The organism is Streptomyces sp. NPDC050535 (genome assembly GCF_044457665.1).
In the GTDB taxonomy this organism is placed as follows: Bacteria; Actinomycetota; Actinomycetes; order Streptomycetales; family Streptomycetaceae; genus Streptomyces.
Map to the genome: position 1 here is coordinate 65,587 of NZ_JBITHE010000004.1, position 16,458 is coordinate 82,044.

General features: G+C 70.4%; 14 protein-coding genes. 9 read left to right on the forward strand and 5 right to left on the reverse strand.

Annotation, left to right across the window (positions count from 1 at the left end):
* Positions 1 to 82 precede the first annotated feature (82 nt).
* Positions 83 to 2,176 (forward strand): NAD-dependent DNA ligase LigA, encoded by a 2,094-nt coding sequence (ligA, locus tag ACIBLC_RS11080; protein ID WP_399210524.1) that lies wholly within the window; start codon positions 83 to 85, stop codon positions 2,174 to 2,176.
* Positions 2,177 to 2,201: 25 nt separating this feature from the next.
* On the opposite strand, the gene ACIBLC_RS11085 is transcribed toward ligA, so the two are convergent.
* Together ACIBLC_RS11085 and ACIBLC_RS11090 are read right to left on the reverse strand one after the other, a co-directional pair.
* Positions 2,202 to 2,624 carry a hypothetical protein gene (locus ACIBLC_RS11085; protein WP_399210525.1) on the reverse strand — a complete coding sequence of 141 codons (423 nt, stop codon included), beginning with the start codon at positions 2,622 to 2,624 and terminating at the stop codon, positions 2,202 to 2,204.
* Between the two features lie 30 nt (positions 2,625 to 2,654).
* A complete protein-coding gene (locus ACIBLC_RS11090; protein WP_399210527.1) occupies positions 2,655 to 3,620 on the reverse strand; it encodes an LLM class F420-dependent oxidoreductase in 966 nt (321 codons plus the stop codon).
* A gap of 158 nt (positions 3,621 to 3,778) precedes the next feature.
* Here ACIBLC_RS11090 and ACIBLC_RS11095 point away from each other — a divergent pair, with 158 nt between their 5' ends.
* Together ACIBLC_RS11095 and ACIBLC_RS11100 are read left to right on the forward strand one after the other, a co-directional pair.
* The gene (locus tag ACIBLC_RS11095) at positions 3,779 to 4,807 is read left to right on the forward strand and encodes an LLM class flavin-dependent oxidoreductase (protein WP_399210529.1); all 1,029 of its coding nucleotides are present in this window, start codon (positions 3,779 to 3,781) and stop codon (positions 4,805 to 4,807) included.
* Between the two features lie 102 nt (positions 4,808 to 4,909).
* Positions 4,910 to 5,923, forward strand: a complete 1,014-nt coding sequence (locus ACIBLC_RS11100) for an endonuclease/exonuclease/phosphatase family protein (RefSeq protein WP_399210531.1) — start codon at positions 4,910 to 4,912, stop codon at positions 5,921 to 5,923.
* A gap of 41 nt (positions 5,924 to 5,964) precedes the next feature.
* Here the strand turns inward: ACIBLC_RS11100 and ACIBLC_RS11105 are convergent, their stop codons facing one another.
* Entirely contained in the window at positions 5,965 to 6,420 is a 456-nt protein-coding gene (locus tag ACIBLC_RS11105) for an RpiB/LacA/LacB family sugar-phosphate isomerase (RefSeq protein WP_399210532.1), read from the reverse strand.
* Positions 6,421 to 6,623: 203 nt separating this feature from the next.
* Between ACIBLC_RS11105 and ACIBLC_RS11110 the strand changes: the two genes are divergently transcribed.
* From ACIBLC_RS11110 to ACIBLC_RS11130, 5 genes are all read left to right on the forward strand, one after another.
* A complete protein-coding gene (locus ACIBLC_RS11110) occupies positions 6,624 to 7,121 on the forward strand; it encodes a DUF5990 family protein (RefSeq protein ID WP_399210533.1) in 498 nt (165 codons plus the stop codon).
* A 159-nt stretch (positions 7,122 to 7,280) separates the two neighbouring features.
* Positions 7,281 to 7,844 carry an MSMEG_1061 family FMN-dependent PPOX-type flavoprotein gene (locus tag ACIBLC_RS11115; RefSeq protein ID WP_399210534.1) on the forward strand — a complete coding sequence of 188 codons (564 nt, stop codon included), beginning with the start codon at positions 7,281 to 7,283 and terminating at the stop codon, positions 7,842 to 7,844.
* Positions 7,845 to 7,901: 57 nt separating this feature from the next.
* On the forward strand, positions 7,902 to 8,771 hold the full coding sequence (locus ACIBLC_RS11120; protein WP_399210535.1) for an ABC transporter ATP-binding protein: 870 nt from the start codon (positions 7,902 to 7,904) through the stop codon (positions 8,769 to 8,771).
* Positions 8,768 to 9,748 carry an iron-siderophore ABC transporter substrate-binding protein gene (locus ACIBLC_RS11125; protein ID WP_399210536.1) on the forward strand — a complete coding sequence of 327 codons (981 nt, stop codon included), beginning with the start codon at positions 8,768 to 8,770 and terminating at the stop codon, positions 9,746 to 9,748. Before ACIBLC_RS11120 ends, ACIBLC_RS11125 begins: the two co-directional genes overlap by 4 nt.
* 7 nt (positions 9,749 to 9,755) lie before the next feature.
* Complete coding sequence (locus ACIBLC_RS11130) at positions 9,756 to 11,822, forward strand: iron ABC transporter permease (RefSeq protein ID WP_399210537.1); 2,067 nt, start codon at positions 9,756 to 9,758, stop codon at positions 11,820 to 11,822.
* 70 nt (positions 11,823 to 11,892) lie between these two features.
* Here the strand turns inward: ACIBLC_RS11130 and ACIBLC_RS11135 are convergent, their stop codons facing one another.
* Positions 11,893 to 12,648, reverse strand: a complete 756-nt coding sequence (locus tag ACIBLC_RS11135) for an SDR family NAD(P)-dependent oxidoreductase (RefSeq protein WP_399210538.1) — start codon at positions 12,646 to 12,648, stop codon at positions 11,893 to 11,895.
* A gap of 70 nt (positions 12,649 to 12,718) precedes the next feature.
* Positions 12,719 to 14,122: a Si-specific NAD(P)(+) transhydrogenase gene (gene sthA / locus ACIBLC_RS11140; protein ID WP_399210539.1), complete on the reverse strand. Its 1,404-nt coding sequence runs from the start codon at positions 14,120 to 14,122 to the stop codon at positions 12,719 to 12,721.
* 266 nt (positions 14,123 to 14,388) lie between these two features.
* Between sthA and ACIBLC_RS11145 the strand changes: the two genes are divergently transcribed.
* On the forward strand, positions 14,389 to 16,290 hold the full coding sequence (locus tag ACIBLC_RS11145; protein ID WP_399210540.1) for an AMP-dependent synthetase/ligase: 1,902 nt from the start codon (positions 14,389 to 14,391) through the stop codon (positions 16,288 to 16,290).
* Positions 16,291 to 16,458: the final 168 nt, after the last annotated feature.

A 16,458-nucleotide genomic window follows, 5' to 3' on the forward strand; every position in this document is an offset into this window, starting at 1 on the left:
GAGAGCGCCCCAGGGGCCGAGGGGCGCTCTCCGCGCACTCGCCACCACGGCGTTGTCAGTGGTGGCGGGCAAGATGACAGGCATGACGACACCAGTTGCAGTGATCGTGGATGCCACCGCCTACGCGCAGGCGGTCGAGGACGCGGTGAAGGCGTCGGCCGCCTATTACGCGGGCGGCACGTCGGTGCTGGACGACGACGCGTACGACAGGCTGGTGCGCGGCATCGCGGCCTGGGAGTCCGACCACCCCGATCAGGTGCTGCCCGACTCACCGACCGGGAAGGTCGCCGGTGGCGCGGTCGAGGGGGACGTGCCGCACACGGTCGCGATGCTGAGCCTGGACAACGTGTTCTCGCCGGAGGAGTTCACCGCCTGGACGGCGTCACTGGCCCGGCGGATCGGCCATGACGTCGGTCGGTTCAGCGTCGAGCCGAAGCTGGACGGTCTCGCGATCGCGGCCCGCTACACCCGCGGCCGGCTGACCAGGCTGATCACGCGCGGCGACGGTACGGCGGGAGAGGACGTCTCGCACGCCATCGGCACCATCGAGGGTCTGCCGCCCGTGCTTGCCGAGCCGGTCACCGTGGAGGTGCGCGGCGAGGTCCTGATGACCACCGCGCAGTTCGAGCACGCCACCGAGGTCCGCACCGCGCACGGCGGGCAGCCGTTCGCCAACCCGCGCGGCGCCTCGGCGGGCACGCTGCGCGCCAAGGACCGTGCCTACACCGTGCCGATGACGTTCTTCGGCTACGGCCTGCTGCCGCTGCCCGGCACCGAGGCAGCGCTCGCGGCACGGCTGGGCGACCTCGCGCACAGCGAGCTGATGACACAGGCCGCCGGATTCGGGTTCAACACCACTGCCACCACCGCCGTACCCGGCACCACCGCCGACACGGTCGAGCAGGTTCTGGCCCGCGTCCGGGAGATCGCCGCGCTGCGTGCCCAACTGCCTTTCGGGATCGACGGGATCGTCATCAAGGCCGACCTCGCGGCCGACCAGCAGACCGCCGGATCCGGTTCACGCGCCCCGCGCTGGGCGATCGCCTACAAGCTGCCCGCCGTGGAGAAGATCACCCGGCTGCTGGAGGTGGAGTGGAACGTGGGCCGCACCGGCATCATCGCCCCGCGCGGCGTGCTCGAACCCGTCGAGATCGACGGTGCCACCATCACGTACGCCACCCTGCACAACCCCGCCGACATCACCCGCCGCGATCTCCGCCTGGGCGACCACGTCATGGTCCACCGGGCCGGCGACGTCATCCCCCGTATCGAGGCCCCCGTCGCCCATCTGCGCACCGGCGACGAGCAGCCCATCCTCTTCCCCGAGGTGTGTCCGAGATGCGGCTCCGGAATCGACACGAGTGAACAGCGCTGGCGCTGCGAGAACGGCCGCAACTGCCATCTGGTCGCCTCCCTCTCCTACGCCGTCGGCCGTGACCAGCTCGACATCGAGGGCCTCGGCACGACCCGCGTCGTCCAGCTCGTCGAAGCGGGGTTGGTCGCCGACCTGGCCGACCTGTTCACCCTCACCCGCGATCAACTGCTTGGCCTGGAGCGGATGGGCGAGACCAGCACCGACAACCTCCTCGCGGCGATCGGCACGGCGAGGACGCGACCGCTGTCACGGGTGCTGTGCGCGCTCGGCGTCCGTGGCACCGGCCGTTCCATGTCCCGTCGGATCGCCCGGTACTTCGCCACCATGGACAACATCCGTGCCGCCGACGCCGAAACGATGGAGCGGGTCGAGGGAATCGGCACCGAGAAGGCCCCGACCATCGTCGCCGAACTCACCGAACTCGCCCCGCTCATCGACAAGCTCGCCGAAGCCGGGGTGAACATGACGGAGCCCGGCGCCACCCCGCCCGCCCCTGCCGCCGATGACACGGAGGACGACCCCGCCGAGCCGTCGGGCGGACCGCTGGCCGGGATGACCGTCGTCGTCACCGGAGCGATGACCGGCACCCTGGAAAAGCTCAGCCGCAACCAGGTGAACGAGCTGATCGAGCGGGCCGGCGGCCGCTCCTCCTCCAGCGTCTCCAAGAAGACCAGCCTGGTCGTCGCGGGAGAGAACGCGGGATCCAAGCGGGCCAAGGCCGAGACCCTCGGCATCCGGCTGGCCGACCCCGACGAGTTCGCCGTCCTGGTCGCCGACTACTTCGACCAGGACGGGTCCTAGCCGGGGCCGCTCGGAGTCGGTCGGGTCAGGCCGTGTCGCCCGCGGCCGTGAGCCGGAGCTGGACATCCACTTCCTGGTCGCCGGACACCGACCCCGTCCCTTCGACGGCGAAGCCGGACGCGAGGGCTTCGCGCATACGGGAGACGGCCACCGGACCGCCCTGGAGGTCAGCGGTGACGGAGCCCGCCAGGATCGTTTCGGACAGCGGGGCGGCACTGTCCGAGACCAGAAAGGCGCTGGTCCACGTGTCGGGGTGGGTGTCGGTGCGCTGTGCCGGTGCGTCGTCGCCGCGTTCGGAGGCGAAGCGGGAACCCAGCGCGCGGAACACGGTGTCCGCGTCGGCGACCGAGCAGTCGCCCAGCACCACCTGTACCAGGTCGGGGTTCGAGGCCCACTCGGCGGCCGGGTCGCCGGAAGGCGTGGCTGACGATGTGTCGTTGTCGCTCATGGTGTCCGGTCTCTCCAGTGTCGTCTTCGGTCACAGCTCGCGCAGTGCGGGCAGGAGTTCCTTCTCCGCCCAGGCGATGAAGGGGAGTTGTTGTTCGCCGCCCACCTGGACGAGGGCGATCTCGGTGAATCCGGCTTCCGCGTAGGGGCGTACGGCCTCGACGAACTGGCTGACGTCGTCGCCGCAGGGGATCGACTCCGCCACGTCCTGCGGTGTGACGTACTGGGTCGCGCCGGCGAATCCCGAGGGGCCCGGCAGTTCGGAGTTCACCGGCCAGCCGCCCACCGACCAGCGGAACTGGTCGTGCGCGCGAGCGATCGCCGCGTCCCGGTCGGTGTCGTAGCAGACCGGGAGCTGGCCCACCCGGGGCTTGCCACGGCCGCCGTGCCGGTCGAAGGATTCGAGCAGCTCCGACTTGGGCTCGGTGGCGATGACCAGGTCGGCGAGCCGGCCGGCGAGCGAGCAGGAGAGTTCGCCGGAGACGGCCACGCCGATGGGCGGCAGGTCGTCCGGCAGATCCCAGAGCCGGGCGTTCGCCACGTCGAAATGGGCGCCCTGGTGGTTGACGTTTTCTCCGGCGAAGAGTGCCCTGATGATCTCCACCGCTTCTTCGAGCATCTCGATCCGGATCCGCGGAGAGGGCCAGCCCGCACCCACCACGTGCTCGTTGAGGTTCTCCCCCGAGCCCAGTCCGAGCCGGAACCGCCCTTGGGAGAGCAACTGCATGGTGGCGGCCTTCTGCGCGATCACGGCCGGGTGATAGCGCACGGTGGGACAGGTCACGTAGGTCATCAGCGGGATCCGCTCGGTGGCCTGTGCCGCCGCACCGAGCACACTCCACGCGTAGGGGGCGTGGCCCTGGGACGCGAGCCAGGGGAAGTAGTGGTCGGAGGTGACGGAGAAGTCGAAACCGGCTCGCTCCGCGGCCACCAGGTCCTCCACGAGGGCACGGGGACCCGCCTGCTCCGTCATCATCGTGTAGCCGATTTGCACCATGGTGAGCGGGTTGCCGATATCGTCCCTCCTGAAACATCGCCGAGCGCGCCTGCCGGGCCGTCGACGGGCGCCTGAAAGGCGGCACATGCTTCTCGCCTGCGACAATGAACGCAGCACTGGTGTTCGGCGGAAGTCGCCGTGAACGATGGAGGAGCCCTGTGCCACTGCCCTCGGACCCGTTGCGGAAGCTGGGCTTCCTGACCATCGGGCTGTTCGACGGTGACGACCCCGGCCGGGGCCACGAATCGACACTGGAAATCATCGGACTGGGCGAACGGCTCGGATTCGACAGTGCGTGGGTGCGACACCGCCATCTTCAGTACGGCATCTCCTCTCCGGTCGCCGTGCTGGCGGCCGCCTCACAGCGCACCAGCCGTATCGAGCTGGGCACCGCGGTCATCCCCCTGGGCTGGGAGAACCCGCTACGGCTGGCCGAGGATCTGGCGACGGTCGACATCCTGTCCCGGGGCCGCCTCAATCCGGGCCTCAGCGTCGGCCCGCCGATGCACTACGACGAGGTCAGGAACGCGCTCTATCCCGACACCGCCGACGCGGAGGACTTCACCTACGACCGTATGCGACGGCTGCTGGACTTCGTACGCGGGAAACCCGCCACGGACTCCAGCGGCATCAAGGGGTTCGAGGTGTTCTCCGACCGCGTCCAGCCCCACTCCCCCGGCCTGGGCCGGCGCATGTGGTACGGCGGCGGAAGCCTGCGCTCGGCTCAGTGGGCCGGCGAGCACGGCATGAACTTCCTGACCAGCAGTGTGGTGAAGGCGGAGGAGTCCGAGGACTTCGCCGAGATCCAGCTCTCGCACATCCGGACCTTCCGCGCCCACCATCCCGACGGTGAGCGCGCCCGCGTCTCCCAGGGCCTCGTCGTCATCCCCACCGACAGCGCCACGCCGGAGCAGCGCGCGAAGTACGAGGAGTACGCCCTCAAGCGGACGCCGCGTACCAGCACGCCTCAGGGACCGGCGCGCATGATGTTCGCCCCCGATCTCGTCGGCACGAGCGAGGAGATCGCCGAGCGGCTCTACGCCCACGCGGCCTTCCGGGAGGTCGACGAGGTGGCGTTCGCCCTGCCCTTCACCTTCGACCACGACGACTACGTACAGATCCTCACCGACATCGCCACCGGGCTCGGCCCACGACTGGGCTGGCAGAACCCCGCCGAGAGTCGATGACGGTGTCCCGAGGCCGGAACCGTACGCGCCGTCCTGTCGTCCCCGTCCCGGGACCCCGGTGATCGCGAAGTCGCGCCGGGCACGAGCACAGGGCGGAGACGGATGGCAGGCACGGTGACCGACATCCCGCGCGCCGCGGACCGGCGGCGGGGACGCGGTCGGCGCGGACGTACGTGGGGACTGCTGGGCTGCGGGCTCGTGCTCGCCCTTCCCGCCGGGCTGCTCGTCGTACGTCTGACGGGACTTGACGCCGGTACGCCCCTCGCGGTGCCCATGGTGCTCTTTCCGTACTCGGCGCTGCTCAGCCTGCTGGTGCTCGGCGTCATGGTCGCGGTTCGCGCGCTGCGCTCGCGATGGGCGGTGGCCGTCGTGGCTGCTCTGGTCGCCGTTCAAGTGGGGCTGCTGGTACCACGGTTCGTCCCCGAGGGCCGTCATATTCCCTCAGGCTCAACGGAGTTGCGTGTCGCCACCCTCAACACCGATGTCGGCGGCGCCGATCCACGTGCGGTGGCGGAGTTGGTCCGCACCGAGCGGATCGACGTGCTGGCCCTGGAGCAACTGCCGCCCGGCGGGGTGGCGGCCCTGGACAAGGCGGGGCTCGGCGCACTGATGCCGTACCGCGAACTCCACCCCGAGTACGACTCCTCGATCTACTCACGACGCCCGCTGTCCCACGGCGGTACGACGGACTCCGACACCGCCTGGCCCCAGACCACCGCCGAACTCACCCTCGACGGAAGCACGGTGAGGTTCGTGGCCGTCCACACCTATTACCCCCTCGGAGACGCGGACCGCTGGACGCGGGACATGACCGCCCTCGCCTCGCTAGCCCGGCGCGGCGGCCCCGACACGGTGTTCCTGGGCGACTTCAACGCCTCCCTCGACCACGCTCCGATGCGGAGGCTGCTGTCGGCCGGGCTCACCGACACCCACGCCGAACTCGGCCACGGATGGGCCCGGACCTGGCCGGTCGGCCACGCGTTGGTGCCGCCGATGGTCCAGCTCGACCACGTCCTGCACGGCTCCGGCCTGGCGGGGGTCTCCGTGGGCGAGCGCACGCTGCCGGGTACCGACCATCGGGCCGTCGTCGCGGTGCTCGCGCTGCTTCCGGAGTAGGGCCGGGAGGCACGAGCCGTCGGCGGCCGGTCGTCGGACCTCTACGAAGCGGTCCTGCCGTCGTCGAGGCGTCCGATGTGGGCCACGTTCTCCAGGTCGTCGGCGTCACGGCCGGCCCGGGCGGCGAACCAGGCGTCGAGGATCTCCCTGAGCAGCGGCTCGGACGTCAGGCGCAGGCTCAGCGCCAGCACGTTGGCGTCGTTCCAGCGGCGTGCGCCGTCCGCCGTGTACGCGTCCGTGCACAGGGCCGCTCGTACCCCCGGCACCTTGTTCGCGGCGATGGACGCGCCGGTGCCGGTCCAGCAGCAGACGACCGCCTGGTCGGACGTCCCGGTGGCGACCTCGCGGGCCGCCGTCTCCGAGCAGAACGCCCACCGCGTGGTCTCGCCGGGCTCGAGCGCCCCGTGCGTCAGCACCTCGTGGCCGCGCTCGCGCAACTCGGTGACGAGGCGCCGGGCCGTTGGTTCGTCCATGTCCGAGGAAACAGAGATCCGCATGTTCCGAAGACTACTGAGCGGATGGACGACGCCACAGGAGAAGGCCCGCGCCGAGCTCAACGGCCCTCCGGGCAAGCCGCTCGGCTGGACGCGCCGGCCGAGCGCAGAGAAGGATCATGATGGCGGCTCCGTACGGACGTACGCCGGCCGGGCATGAGGGCGGTCCGGCGGCATGCCGTCTCCGCCCCGGGGACAATGGGCGGATGCGCATCCGTATCGACGCCGTCGACCTGCCCGGCCTCACCTGCTCGCCCGCCGCCCGCGGCGACAACGACGTCGTGGTCTACGAGAACGTTCACGTCGCCGTGCAGCGCCGCGACCGTCCGGCCGAACTCCTGGACCCGCAGCCCGCCGACGCCGCTTCGGCGACCTGGACGCTGGAGTGCACCACAGCTCCCTCTCCGACCGGCACGGGCACCGGTGCCGGCACCGGCACCGAAGTGAAGGGCCCTTACGTACAGGACCGTTTGGGCCGCCGCTTCATCTACCTGTCGTGGGGCACGGTCGACGAGTCGGGCGTCTTCTCGATGTTCCGCCGCGCCAAGCTGATGATCGACGCCATCCCCGCCGAGGTGCTCGCCGCCGCCGCGCGCGACGGCCTGCTGGTCGGGAGTCTGGGCCTGACGGACGTGAACGGCACTCCCCTGTGCGCGCGCGTCGAGCCCCCGCGTATCACCTGGACCGCCGAAACAGCCGCGTAGGCCCGCCACGGTCACCCCGGTACCGGCACACGGCCCCCCGCAAAGCCGCCCACAGTCGTCGAACCCGCTCCGTCCGGACCTCGAAGTAAGGTGAACCTCACTTCAGACAATGCCTCATATGCGATCCCTCACCGGACGCACACACCTTGGGAGTCGGCCTTGCCGCACACGATCGACACCACCGGCAACGGTTCGGACGCCGTGACCGAGGAGGGCTGGGTCGAGCTGGCATCGCCCGCCGAATTGCGCGAACTGCTGGGCGAGCCCTGGCCGATAGTGATCGAGAAGGTCCACGACCGGCTCACCGACATGGACCTGGACATACTGGCCCGCTCGCCGTTCTGCCTGCTGGCCACCTCCGACACCCAGGGCAACTGCGACGTCTCCCCGCGCGGGGACGCCCCCGGCTTCACGCACGTCATCGACTCCGGCACGCTCGCCCTGCCCGACCGGCCGGGGAACCGCCGCGGCGACAGCTTCCACAACATCCTCGACAACCCGCACGCCGGCCTGCTGTACCTGATCCCGGGCAGCAAGGAGGTCCTGCGGGTCAACGGCCGGGCCCGCATTCTCACCGACGCCCCGTTCTTCGACGCCATGACGCTGAACGGCCAGCGCCCCACGCTGGCCCTGGTTTTGGAGATCGACGAGATCTACCTGCACTGCCCACAGTCGCTCCGGCGCTCGGGAGTGTGGAACGCGGCCTCGTGGCAGACCGGCTGAGGCCGGACTCGAGGGCACCGCGTCAAGGCGAATTTAGGTTAGGCTAACCTTCGCCATGTGAGATCTGGTGAAGAAACAGCCGCTGCCCCGCGTCTACGCGGTCACGCACTCTCGGCTACGGGTGTGACCGTGTCGTACGACGGTGTCGACGTCGTGCACGAAGCGGCGGTCGCGCTCCGGCCCGGCGAAGTGACCGCACTGGTCGGCCCCAACGGCAGCGGCAAGTCGACGCTCCTGCGGACGATCGCCCGGCTGCAGCGGGCCCGCCACGCGACGCTCAGGATCGATGCCGACACGGACGGCCTCACCCTGACGCCCCGTGAGTTCGCGCGGCACGTCGCGCTGCTGACCCAGGGTCGCCCCACGCCCAGCGGGCTGACCGTGCGGGATGTCGTCGAGTTCGGCCGCTACCCCTACCGGGGCCGGTTCGGCCGGCCCGATCCCGACGCGTCGGCCGCGGTCGACCGCGCGCTCACACTGACAGGTGTCAGGGACCTCGCCGAGCGGGGCGCCGACCACCTGTCCGGCGGGCAGTTGCAGCGCGTGTGGCTCGCGAGCTGTCTCGCCCAGGAGACCGGCGTGCTGCTGCTGGACGAACCGACGACCTATCTCGACCTGCGCTACCAGATCGAACTCCTCGACCTCATCCGCGACCTGGCCGACGACCACTCCATCGCCGTCGGAGTCGTCCTGCACGACCTCGACCAGGCGGCGGCCGTAGCGGACCGGATCGCGCTGCTCGAAGCGGGCCGGATCGTCGCCGACGGCCTGCCCGAGGACGTCCTGACCCCGGAACGCCTGACAGCCGTCTACGGCATCCGGATCGACGTCGACACCGACCCCCTGACCGGCCGACTGCGCACCCGCCCGATCGGCCGCCACCACGCCCGACCCACTCGAACCGAAAGGCTCGGCACCACCTCATGAGACGCCTCCTGCTCACCGCGGCCGCCACCACGGCCGCCGCGCTCACTCTCGCCGCCTGCGGCACCACCGAGCCTGCCGCCGAAAGCTCCGAGAAGTCCTCCGAGGCCATCACCCTCACCGACGCCACCGGAGCCAAGGTCAAGCTCGACGGCCCGGCCACCAAGGTCGTCGCCACCGAGTGGAACGTCGTCGAGAGCCTCGTCACGCTCGGCGTGGACCCCGTCGGTGTCGCCGACGTGAAGGGCTACAAGACCTGGGACAGCGCTGTCCCGTTGAAGAACGAGCCGAAGGACATCGGCACGCGCGGCGAGCCCAGCATGGACACGGTCGCCTCCCTCGCGCCGGACCTCATCGTGGCCACCACCGACCTGACGCCCGCCGCGGTGAAGCAGCTGCGCAAGGTCGCCCCGGTACTGGAGGTGACGTCCGCCGACGCCTCCGACCAGATCGGGCAGATGCTGGAGAACCTCGACCTCATCGCCAAGGCCACCGGCACCACCGACAAGGCCGAGACGGCCCGTACGAACTTCGAGGCCAAGGTCGCCGAGGGCAAGAAGGCCCTCGCCGACGCCGGTCTCGCCGGCACGGACGTCGCCTTCTCCGACGGGTACGTCACCTCCAACCAGGTCTCCCTGCGGCCCTACACCAGCGGTTCGCTCATCGGAACCGTCAACGAGGCGCTCGGCCTGAAGAACGCCTGGACGATCAAGGGCGACGAGGCGTACGGCCTCGGAACCACCGACGTCGAGGGCCTCACCGACCTGCCGAAGGACGTCCGGTTCGCCTACATAGGCAACGACGGCGACGAGGGCAGCACGCCCTTCACCGGCGCGCTGGCGAAGAACGCCGTGTGGAAGTCGCTGCCGTTCGTGAAGGCCGGTGAGGTGCACCGACTGCCCGACGGCATCTGGATGTTCGGCGGTCCGGGGTCGATGGAGGCGTACATCGACGCCCTCGTCGCCGCGCTCACGAAGTAACGGAGCCATGGCCGTCACCGCAACGTCCCCCGCCACCCGGCCGCTGACGGCCGCGTCCCGGACGGGCACGGCCGCGGTGGCGGCCGCGCTCGTCCTCCTGGTCGCCGTCCTCGCCGTCGTCGACATCACCCAGGGCACCGCCGCCGTCGGGCCCGCCGAGGTGTTCAAGGCCCTCACCGGGCAGGCCGATCCGGGCGACGCGTCCGTCGTGGTCGCCTCCCGGCTGCCCCGGATGGCCGCCGGAATCATGGTCGGCGTCATCCTCGGCGTGGCGGGCGCCGTACTCCAAGCCGTCAGCCGCAACGTGCTCGCCGCGCCCGACACCCTCGCGGTGAACGCCGGTTCGTACCTGGCACTCGGGCTGGTCGGCACCACCGGTGCCTCACTCCCGCTGCTCGCCTCCTCCGGCGTCGCCTTCGCCGGCGGACTGCTGGCCGCGGCCGTCGTACTCGCCCTGTCCGGCCTCGGCACAGGCACCGTACGGCTGGTCCTCGCGGGCACCGCTCTGGCGCTGGGTCTCAGCTCGGTGACCGAGGGGCTGCTCCTGCTGTTCCCCGAGCAGACCAAGGGGCTCTACCAGTGGAACCAGGGCAGCATCAGCCAGAACGGCTTCGACGGCGTCCTGCAGTTGCTGCCCATCGCCATGATCGGGCTCATCGGCCTGCTGCTGACCGCCCGTCGGGTCGACGCGCTCGCCCTTGGCGACGACGCCGCGCGCGGTCTCGGCGTCCCGGTCCGTGCCACCCGCGTGACGGTGGTCGTACTGGCCGCACTGCTGTCCGCGGTGGCCGTCACACTCGCCGGCCCCATCGGCTTCGTCGGCCTGTGCGCACCGGCCCTGGTGCGTCCGCTCGCCCGCAGGTTCCGGGGCCTCGCCCGCGCCCGTACGACCCTGCCCGTGGCCGGCCTGGTCGGCGCCGGTCTTGTCCTCGGGTCGGACGTGGTGCTGCGGGCCCTTGTGCCCACGGACACCGCTGTGGCCGTGCCAACCGGTGTCGTCACCAGTCTGGTCGGTGCCGTGTTCCTGGTGGTGATGGCGCTACGGCTGCGGGACACCTCCGGAGCCGAGGCGCCGGACCGATTCCGCATCCCCAGCCGGACCGCGTTCCTGGTGACGGTGGCCGTTCTGGTCGCCGTGGTCGTCGGTGTCACCATCGCCGGTGCCCTGCTGGGCGACAGCAAACTCCTGCTCGGTGACGTGGCGAACTGGGCGCAGGGGCGGGCCGGTCGGGCCGTGTCCTTCGTCCTCGACACCCGGATGCCCCGCGTGCTCGCGGCCCTGTGCGCGGGTGCGGCCCTCGCCCTGGCAGGCACGCTGGTGCAGGCCGTGACCCGCAACCCGCTCGCGGAGCCGGGGGTCCTCGGTGTGTCCGGCGGAGCCGCGCTGGGCGCCGTACTCCTCGTCACCACCGTGCCCGCCGCCGGTACCTGGGGCGTCGCGGGTGCCGCGTTCGCGGGTGCGTCGGTGACCTCCGTCATCGTCTTCGGGCTCGCCGCCCGGGGCGGCTACCAGCAGAACCGGCTGGTCCTCGTCGGCATCGGCATGGCCGCCGGCACGACGGCACTGGTCAGTCTGCTCATCGTGCTCACCGACCCGTTCAACGCCACGAAGGCGCTGACCTGGCTGTCCGGTTCGACGTACGGGCGGACCATGCCGGACGTGCTGCCCGTCGCGCTCGTGCTGGTGCTGGGCCTGATCGCCGCGGTCGCCCGGCGCACCGAGCTGGACCTCGTGTCCCTGGACGGGGACACCCCGCGGCTCCTCGGCCTGGGGCTGTCCCGGACCAGGCTCGGCTTCCTGGTGGTGAGCGTCCTGCTCAGCGCGACCGCGGTCGCCTCGGCAGGCACCATCGGCTTCGTGGGCCTCGTGGCGCCGCACGCGGCGCGCGCCCTCGTGGGCCGGCGGCACGTCCGGGTGGTGCCGGTCTCCGTCCTGCTCGGCGCCGCGCTCGTCTGCACGGCCGACCTGCTCGGCCGCACGGTGATCGCGCCCGCTCAACTCGGCGCCGGCCTGATGACGGCGGTGATCGGCACGCCGTACTTCCTGTATCTGCTGGTACGGAGTCGGCGCTAGGGACCCGGTATGCGGGAGAAAGGGCCGCCCCAAGAGCAACGGGGGCGGCCCGGCCTCGCTCCGGCGCCGGTCAGTGGCGGCTGCCCGCTCCGGCGGAGAGCCGGGCGTTGAGCCGGCGGGGCAGCAGTCGGCCGAGCCCGGCGAGGGCCTTGTAGCGTGCGTCCGGGATGCTCACCGGGACACCGCGGCGGAAGTCACGGATGGAGGCGGCGACGAGGTCGTCCGCGTCCAGCCACATGGACTCGGGAATGCCCGAGGTGTCCATCCGCGACCGTTCGTGGAACTCGGTGCGCACCCAGCCCGGGCACAGGGCCATCACGTGGGCGCCGCTGCCGCCCACCTCCTGACGGAGGCTCTCGCTGAAGGTGACGACCCAGGCCTTGGAGGCGCTGTACGTGCCGCGGGGGAAGAACGCCGACACCGAGGCCACGTTCACGACACCCCCGCGTCCGCGCTCCACCATGCCGGGCAGCGCGGCACGGGTGAGGCGCAGTACGGCTTCGCAGTGCACCCGGAGCATGGCCAGTTCCTCGGACAGGTCGGTGCCGAGGAAGGCTCCGCGCTGGCCGAAGCCGGCGTTGTTCACCAGCAGGTCGACGCCCTGACCGGCCCGTTGTTCCGCCGCGGCCAGTCCTTCCTCGGTGGCGAGGTCCGCGGAGAGGATGTCCACGTCGACCCCGTGGTCGGCGCGGTACCTCTCCGCGGCCCGGCCGAGTCGCTCGGTGTCACGGGCGAGAAGGACGAGACCGAAGCCGTCCGCGGCCAGTCTCCGGGCGAAGGCCGCGCCGATTCCCGCTGTCGCTCCGGTCACCATGGCTGTGGGCATGGCCGAGAGCATAGCCAGTGCCCCCGCGTCCTTCCCCCCGGCCTCCCGCGTTCGTTCACGCTCCGCCCGGTCAGTCCCTGAGCCGGTCGATCTGCCGGATCTTGTTGGTCGCGTCCAGGGCCGCGACCTTGTAGGACTCCGCGAGCGTCGGGTAGTTGAACACGGCGTCGACCAGGTAGTCGACCGTGCCGCCGCAGCCCATGACCGACTGCCCGATGTGGATGAGTTCGGTCGCGCCGGTGCCGAAGCAGTGCACCCCGAGCAGTTTGCGGTCGTCCGGGGAGACCAGCAGCTTGAGCATGCCGTGCGAGTCGCCGATGATCTGCCCGCGGGCCAGTTCGCGGTAGCGGGAGATACCCACCTCGAACGGCACCCGGTCCTCGGTGAGTTGGTCCTCGGTCCGGCCGATGAAGCTGATCTCCGGAATGGTGTAGATGCCGATCGGCTGGAGGTCGTGCATCCGGTTCACCGGCTCGTCGAACGCGTGGTACGCGGCCGTACGGCCCTGTTCCATCGAGGTCGCGGCCAGTGCGGGGAAGCCGATGACGTCACCGACGGCGTAGATGTGCGGCACTTCGGTGCGGTAGTGCTCGTCGACCGTGATCCGGCCGCGCCGGTCGGCCGACAAGCCCGCCTTGTCCAGGTCGAGTTCGTCGGTGAGCCCCTGTCGGCCCGCCGAGTACATCACCGCGTCCGCCGGGATCTTCTTGCCGCTCTCCAGGATCGTGAGGGTGCCCCGGGCGTGCCGCTCCACCGCGGCGACGGTCTCCCCGAAGCGGAAGGTGACGGCGAGGTCCCGCAGGTGGTACTTCAGCGACTCGATGACCTCGACATCGCAGAAGTCGAGCATCCCGGGCCGCTGTTCCACCACCGTGATCTTGCTGCCGAGGGCGGCGAACATGGAGGCGTACTCCATGCCGATCACCCCGGCGCCCACGATGACCATGGAGCGCGGGACCCGCTCCAGGTTCAGGACGTTGTCGGAGTCCAGGATGGTCTGCTCGTCGAACTCGACGGTCGCGGGCCGGGCCGGACGCGTGCCCGTGGCGATGACGATGTGCTCGGCGGTCAACTCCCGTTCATGACCGTTCACCTCTGTCAGGCCGACGGTGTGATCGTCCAGGAAACGGCCGGTGCCCGCGAAGAGCGAGACGTGGTTGCGGGACAGCTGGCTCCGGATGACGTCGACCTCTCGGCCGACCACGTGCTGGGTGCGCGCGGTCAGGTCGGCGACGGTGATGTCTTCCTTGAGGCGGTAGCTCTGGCCGTACAGGTCACGCTGCGTCAGTCCCGTGAGATAGAGGACCGCCTCACGCAGCGTCTTGGAGGGGATGGTTCCGGTATGGATGGAGACCCCGCCGACCATGTCCGGGCGGTCGATGACGGCGGCCCTGCGGCCGAGTTTGGCCGCGGCGATGGCGGCCTTCTGGCCACCCGGGCCGGAACCGATGACAAGCATGTCGAAGTCAGGCACCCTCCGGAGTGTGTCAGCCCGAAGCCCCCGTCCGAAAGGGTGAACGGGTGACGCTTCGGCCCGTCTTGCGGGCAACTCCGGATTCCCGCACCGGTTCCGAGCGGTATCGAGAGCACGGTGAGGCCCCGTTCCAGGCCTCACCAGCCGGGAAAAGCGGTTGCTCGGTGAATCCCGGCACGGTGGTCCTCGTGGTGGGCTAGATTCATGAATCCTCGGCTCCAGCGTCTCTTGGTGAGGCCGCGTCGAGGAGAATTCCGGAGCGGCGAATGCACCAGTCCGAACTTCCTCCACCGACCACGACGGTGATGCAGGGAGGACTCGCCGACAGCCTCTTCGAAGCGGCTCGCCGCGATCCGGGGCTCGCGCAGATCGCGCGCCGCACCGAAGGCTCCCCCTCGACGTGGACCCAGGTGTCGGCCGCCGAACTGTGGGACGAAGTGGTCGATCTGGCGAGGGGACTCGTCACGTCGGGGATACGCCCGGGTGACCGCGTGGCCATCATGGCGCGCACGCGTTACGAGTGGACCGTGCTCGGCTATGCCCTGTGGTCGGTGGGCGCCGAGGTGGTACCGATCTACCCGACCTCCTCGCACGAGCAGGTCGAGTGGATCCTCAAGGACGCGCACTGTGTCGGTGTGGTGGTCGAGGACGAGCAGGGCGTGATGACGGTCGGCTCGGCCTGCGCCGCGCTCCCGTTCCTGCGCCACGTCTGGCAGTTGGACTCCGGCGCGCTGACACAGCTGATCGAGCGGGGCCGCGCGATACCGACGACCACGATCGACTCACTGCGCCGGATCGTGCTGCCCGACTCCACGGCCGTCGTCGCGTACACCTCCGGCACGACGGGGCAGCCAAAGGGCTGCGCCCTGACCCATCGCAGTCTGGCCAGTCCGGTCGACACACTGCTCGCGGGCTGGAGACACACCGCCGCCCCGCCCGGGCAGCAGCCCGCCATCCTCGCCTTCCTCCCGTTCTCCCACGTGTACGGCCTCATGATCCAGGGGCTCTGTATGCGTGGCGGCATGCTGATGGCGCACGAACCGGAGCTGCACGCGGAGGCACTCTCCGCGGCCATCCTCTCCTTCCGGCCCACATACCTGTACGCGGTTCCGTTCGTCTTCGAGAAGATCTACAAGAACTTCCTGCGCTCGGCACAACAGGCGGGCCGCGGGCAGCTGTTCGAGCGGGCTGTCCGCACCGCGCAGGACTTCGCCGCCGCCTCCGAGCGCCAACGGCTCGGCCAGGGGCCCGGTCCCGGTTTCGACCTGAAGCTCCAGCACTCCCTCTACGACAAGGCGGTCTACCGAAGACTGCGCACCGCGCTGGGCGGAAGAGTGTGCGGCGGGGTGTCCGGCGGCTCGCCCCTGAACCGCGAACTGGCCCTGTTCTTCGCCGGGATCGGGATCTTCGTCCACGACGGATACGGGCTCACCGAGACCAGTGGCGGCATCACCGTGCAGCCGGTGGGACGGGAGAAGTTCGGAACCGTGGGCCGTCCGCTGCCGGGCACGGAGGTCCACGTGGCCGACGACGGGGAGATCCTGGTGTGGGGGCCGTCGGTGTTCCAGGGGTACATCAACAACGCTCCGGCCACCGCGGCTGCGTTCCAGGACGGCTGGCTGGCCACCGGCGACATCGGCAGTGTCGACGCCGAGGGCTATCTGACCATCACCGGGCGCAAGAAGGACATCATCATCACGAGCGGCGGCAAGAGCGTGGCTCCCGCGGCCCTGGAGGAGCGTCTGCGCGTGCATCCGCTGATCCACCAGGCGGTGGTCGTGGGTGACAACCGGCCTTGTGTGGGCGCGCTGATCACGCTGGATCCGGAATTCGTCGCGCACTGGCGGGCGGCCCGGGCCAAGGGTGAACACCCGGTCCGGGACGCCCGCGAGGAGAACGAGCTGCGCGAGGAGGTCAGACGTGCTGTCGCCGCCGCCAACACCACCGTGTCCCGTTCGGAGTCGATCCGGGTGTTCCGTGTTCTCCCCGAGTCCTTCGACATGACCAACGGACTGCTGACGCCCTCGATGAAACTCCGGCGGGACGCGATCGCGAAGCGGTTCGCCGCCGAGATCGAGGCGATGTATCAGACGTCGTCGCGCGTCCCGCGCGAGTACGCGCAGGGCGAGCCGTCGGTCTGGGACGACTCCGACAACGTGTTCCGGTGAACGGGACGGGCTCCGCCGGGGCGTGGGACGTACGTGCTTCCCAGAAGTGACCTGAGCGGGGTCACACGGCTCCTGGCTTCCGGCTGCTTCGTGGTGTTCATGGGAACACTCTGCGCCGGGCCGCCCGGGGCAACCAGATCCCTCCGGTGAGCAGGATCGCCGGTCCTG

Excerpts from the sequence above, each read along its gene's own strand:
- ACIBLC_RS11110 (WP_399210533.1), top strand. The coding sequence starts at position 6,624 with ATGCGCATCCGTATCGACGCCGTCGACCTGCCCGGCCTCACCTGCTCG.
- ACIBLC_RS11145 (WP_399210540.1), top strand. The coding sequence starts at position 14,389 with ATGCACCAGTCCGAACTTCCTCCACCGACCACGACGGTGATGCAGGGA.
- ligA (WP_399210524.1), top strand. The coding sequence starts at position 83 with ATGACGACACCAGTTGCAGTGATCGTGGATGCCACCGCCTACGCGCAG.
- ACIBLC_RS11105 (WP_399210532.1), bottom strand. The coding sequence starts at position 6,420 with ATGCGGATCTCTGTTTCCTCGGACATGGACGAACCAACGGCCCGGCGC.
- ACIBLC_RS11090 (WP_399210527.1), bottom strand. The coding sequence starts at position 3,620 with ATGGTGCAAATCGGCTACACGATGATGACGGAGCAGGCGGGTCCCCGT.
- ACIBLC_RS11085 (WP_399210525.1), bottom strand. The coding sequence starts at position 2,624 with ATGAGCGACAACGACACATCGTCAGCCACGCCTTCCGGCGACCCGGCC.
- ACIBLC_RS11135 (WP_399210538.1), bottom strand. The coding sequence starts at position 12,648 with ATGCCCACAGCCATGGTGACCGGAGCGACAGCGGGAATCGGCGCGGCC.
- ACIBLC_RS11100 (WP_399210531.1), top strand. The coding sequence starts at position 4,910 with ATGGCAGGCACGGTGACCGACATCCCGCGCGCCGCGGACCGGCGGCGG.
- ACIBLC_RS11125 (WP_399210536.1), top strand. The coding sequence starts at position 8,768 with ATGAGACGCCTCCTGCTCACCGCGGCCGCCACCACGGCCGCCGCGCTC.
- ACIBLC_RS11130 (WP_399210537.1), top strand. The coding sequence starts at position 9,756 with ATGGCCGTCACCGCAACGTCCCCCGCCACCCGGCCGCTGACGGCCGCG.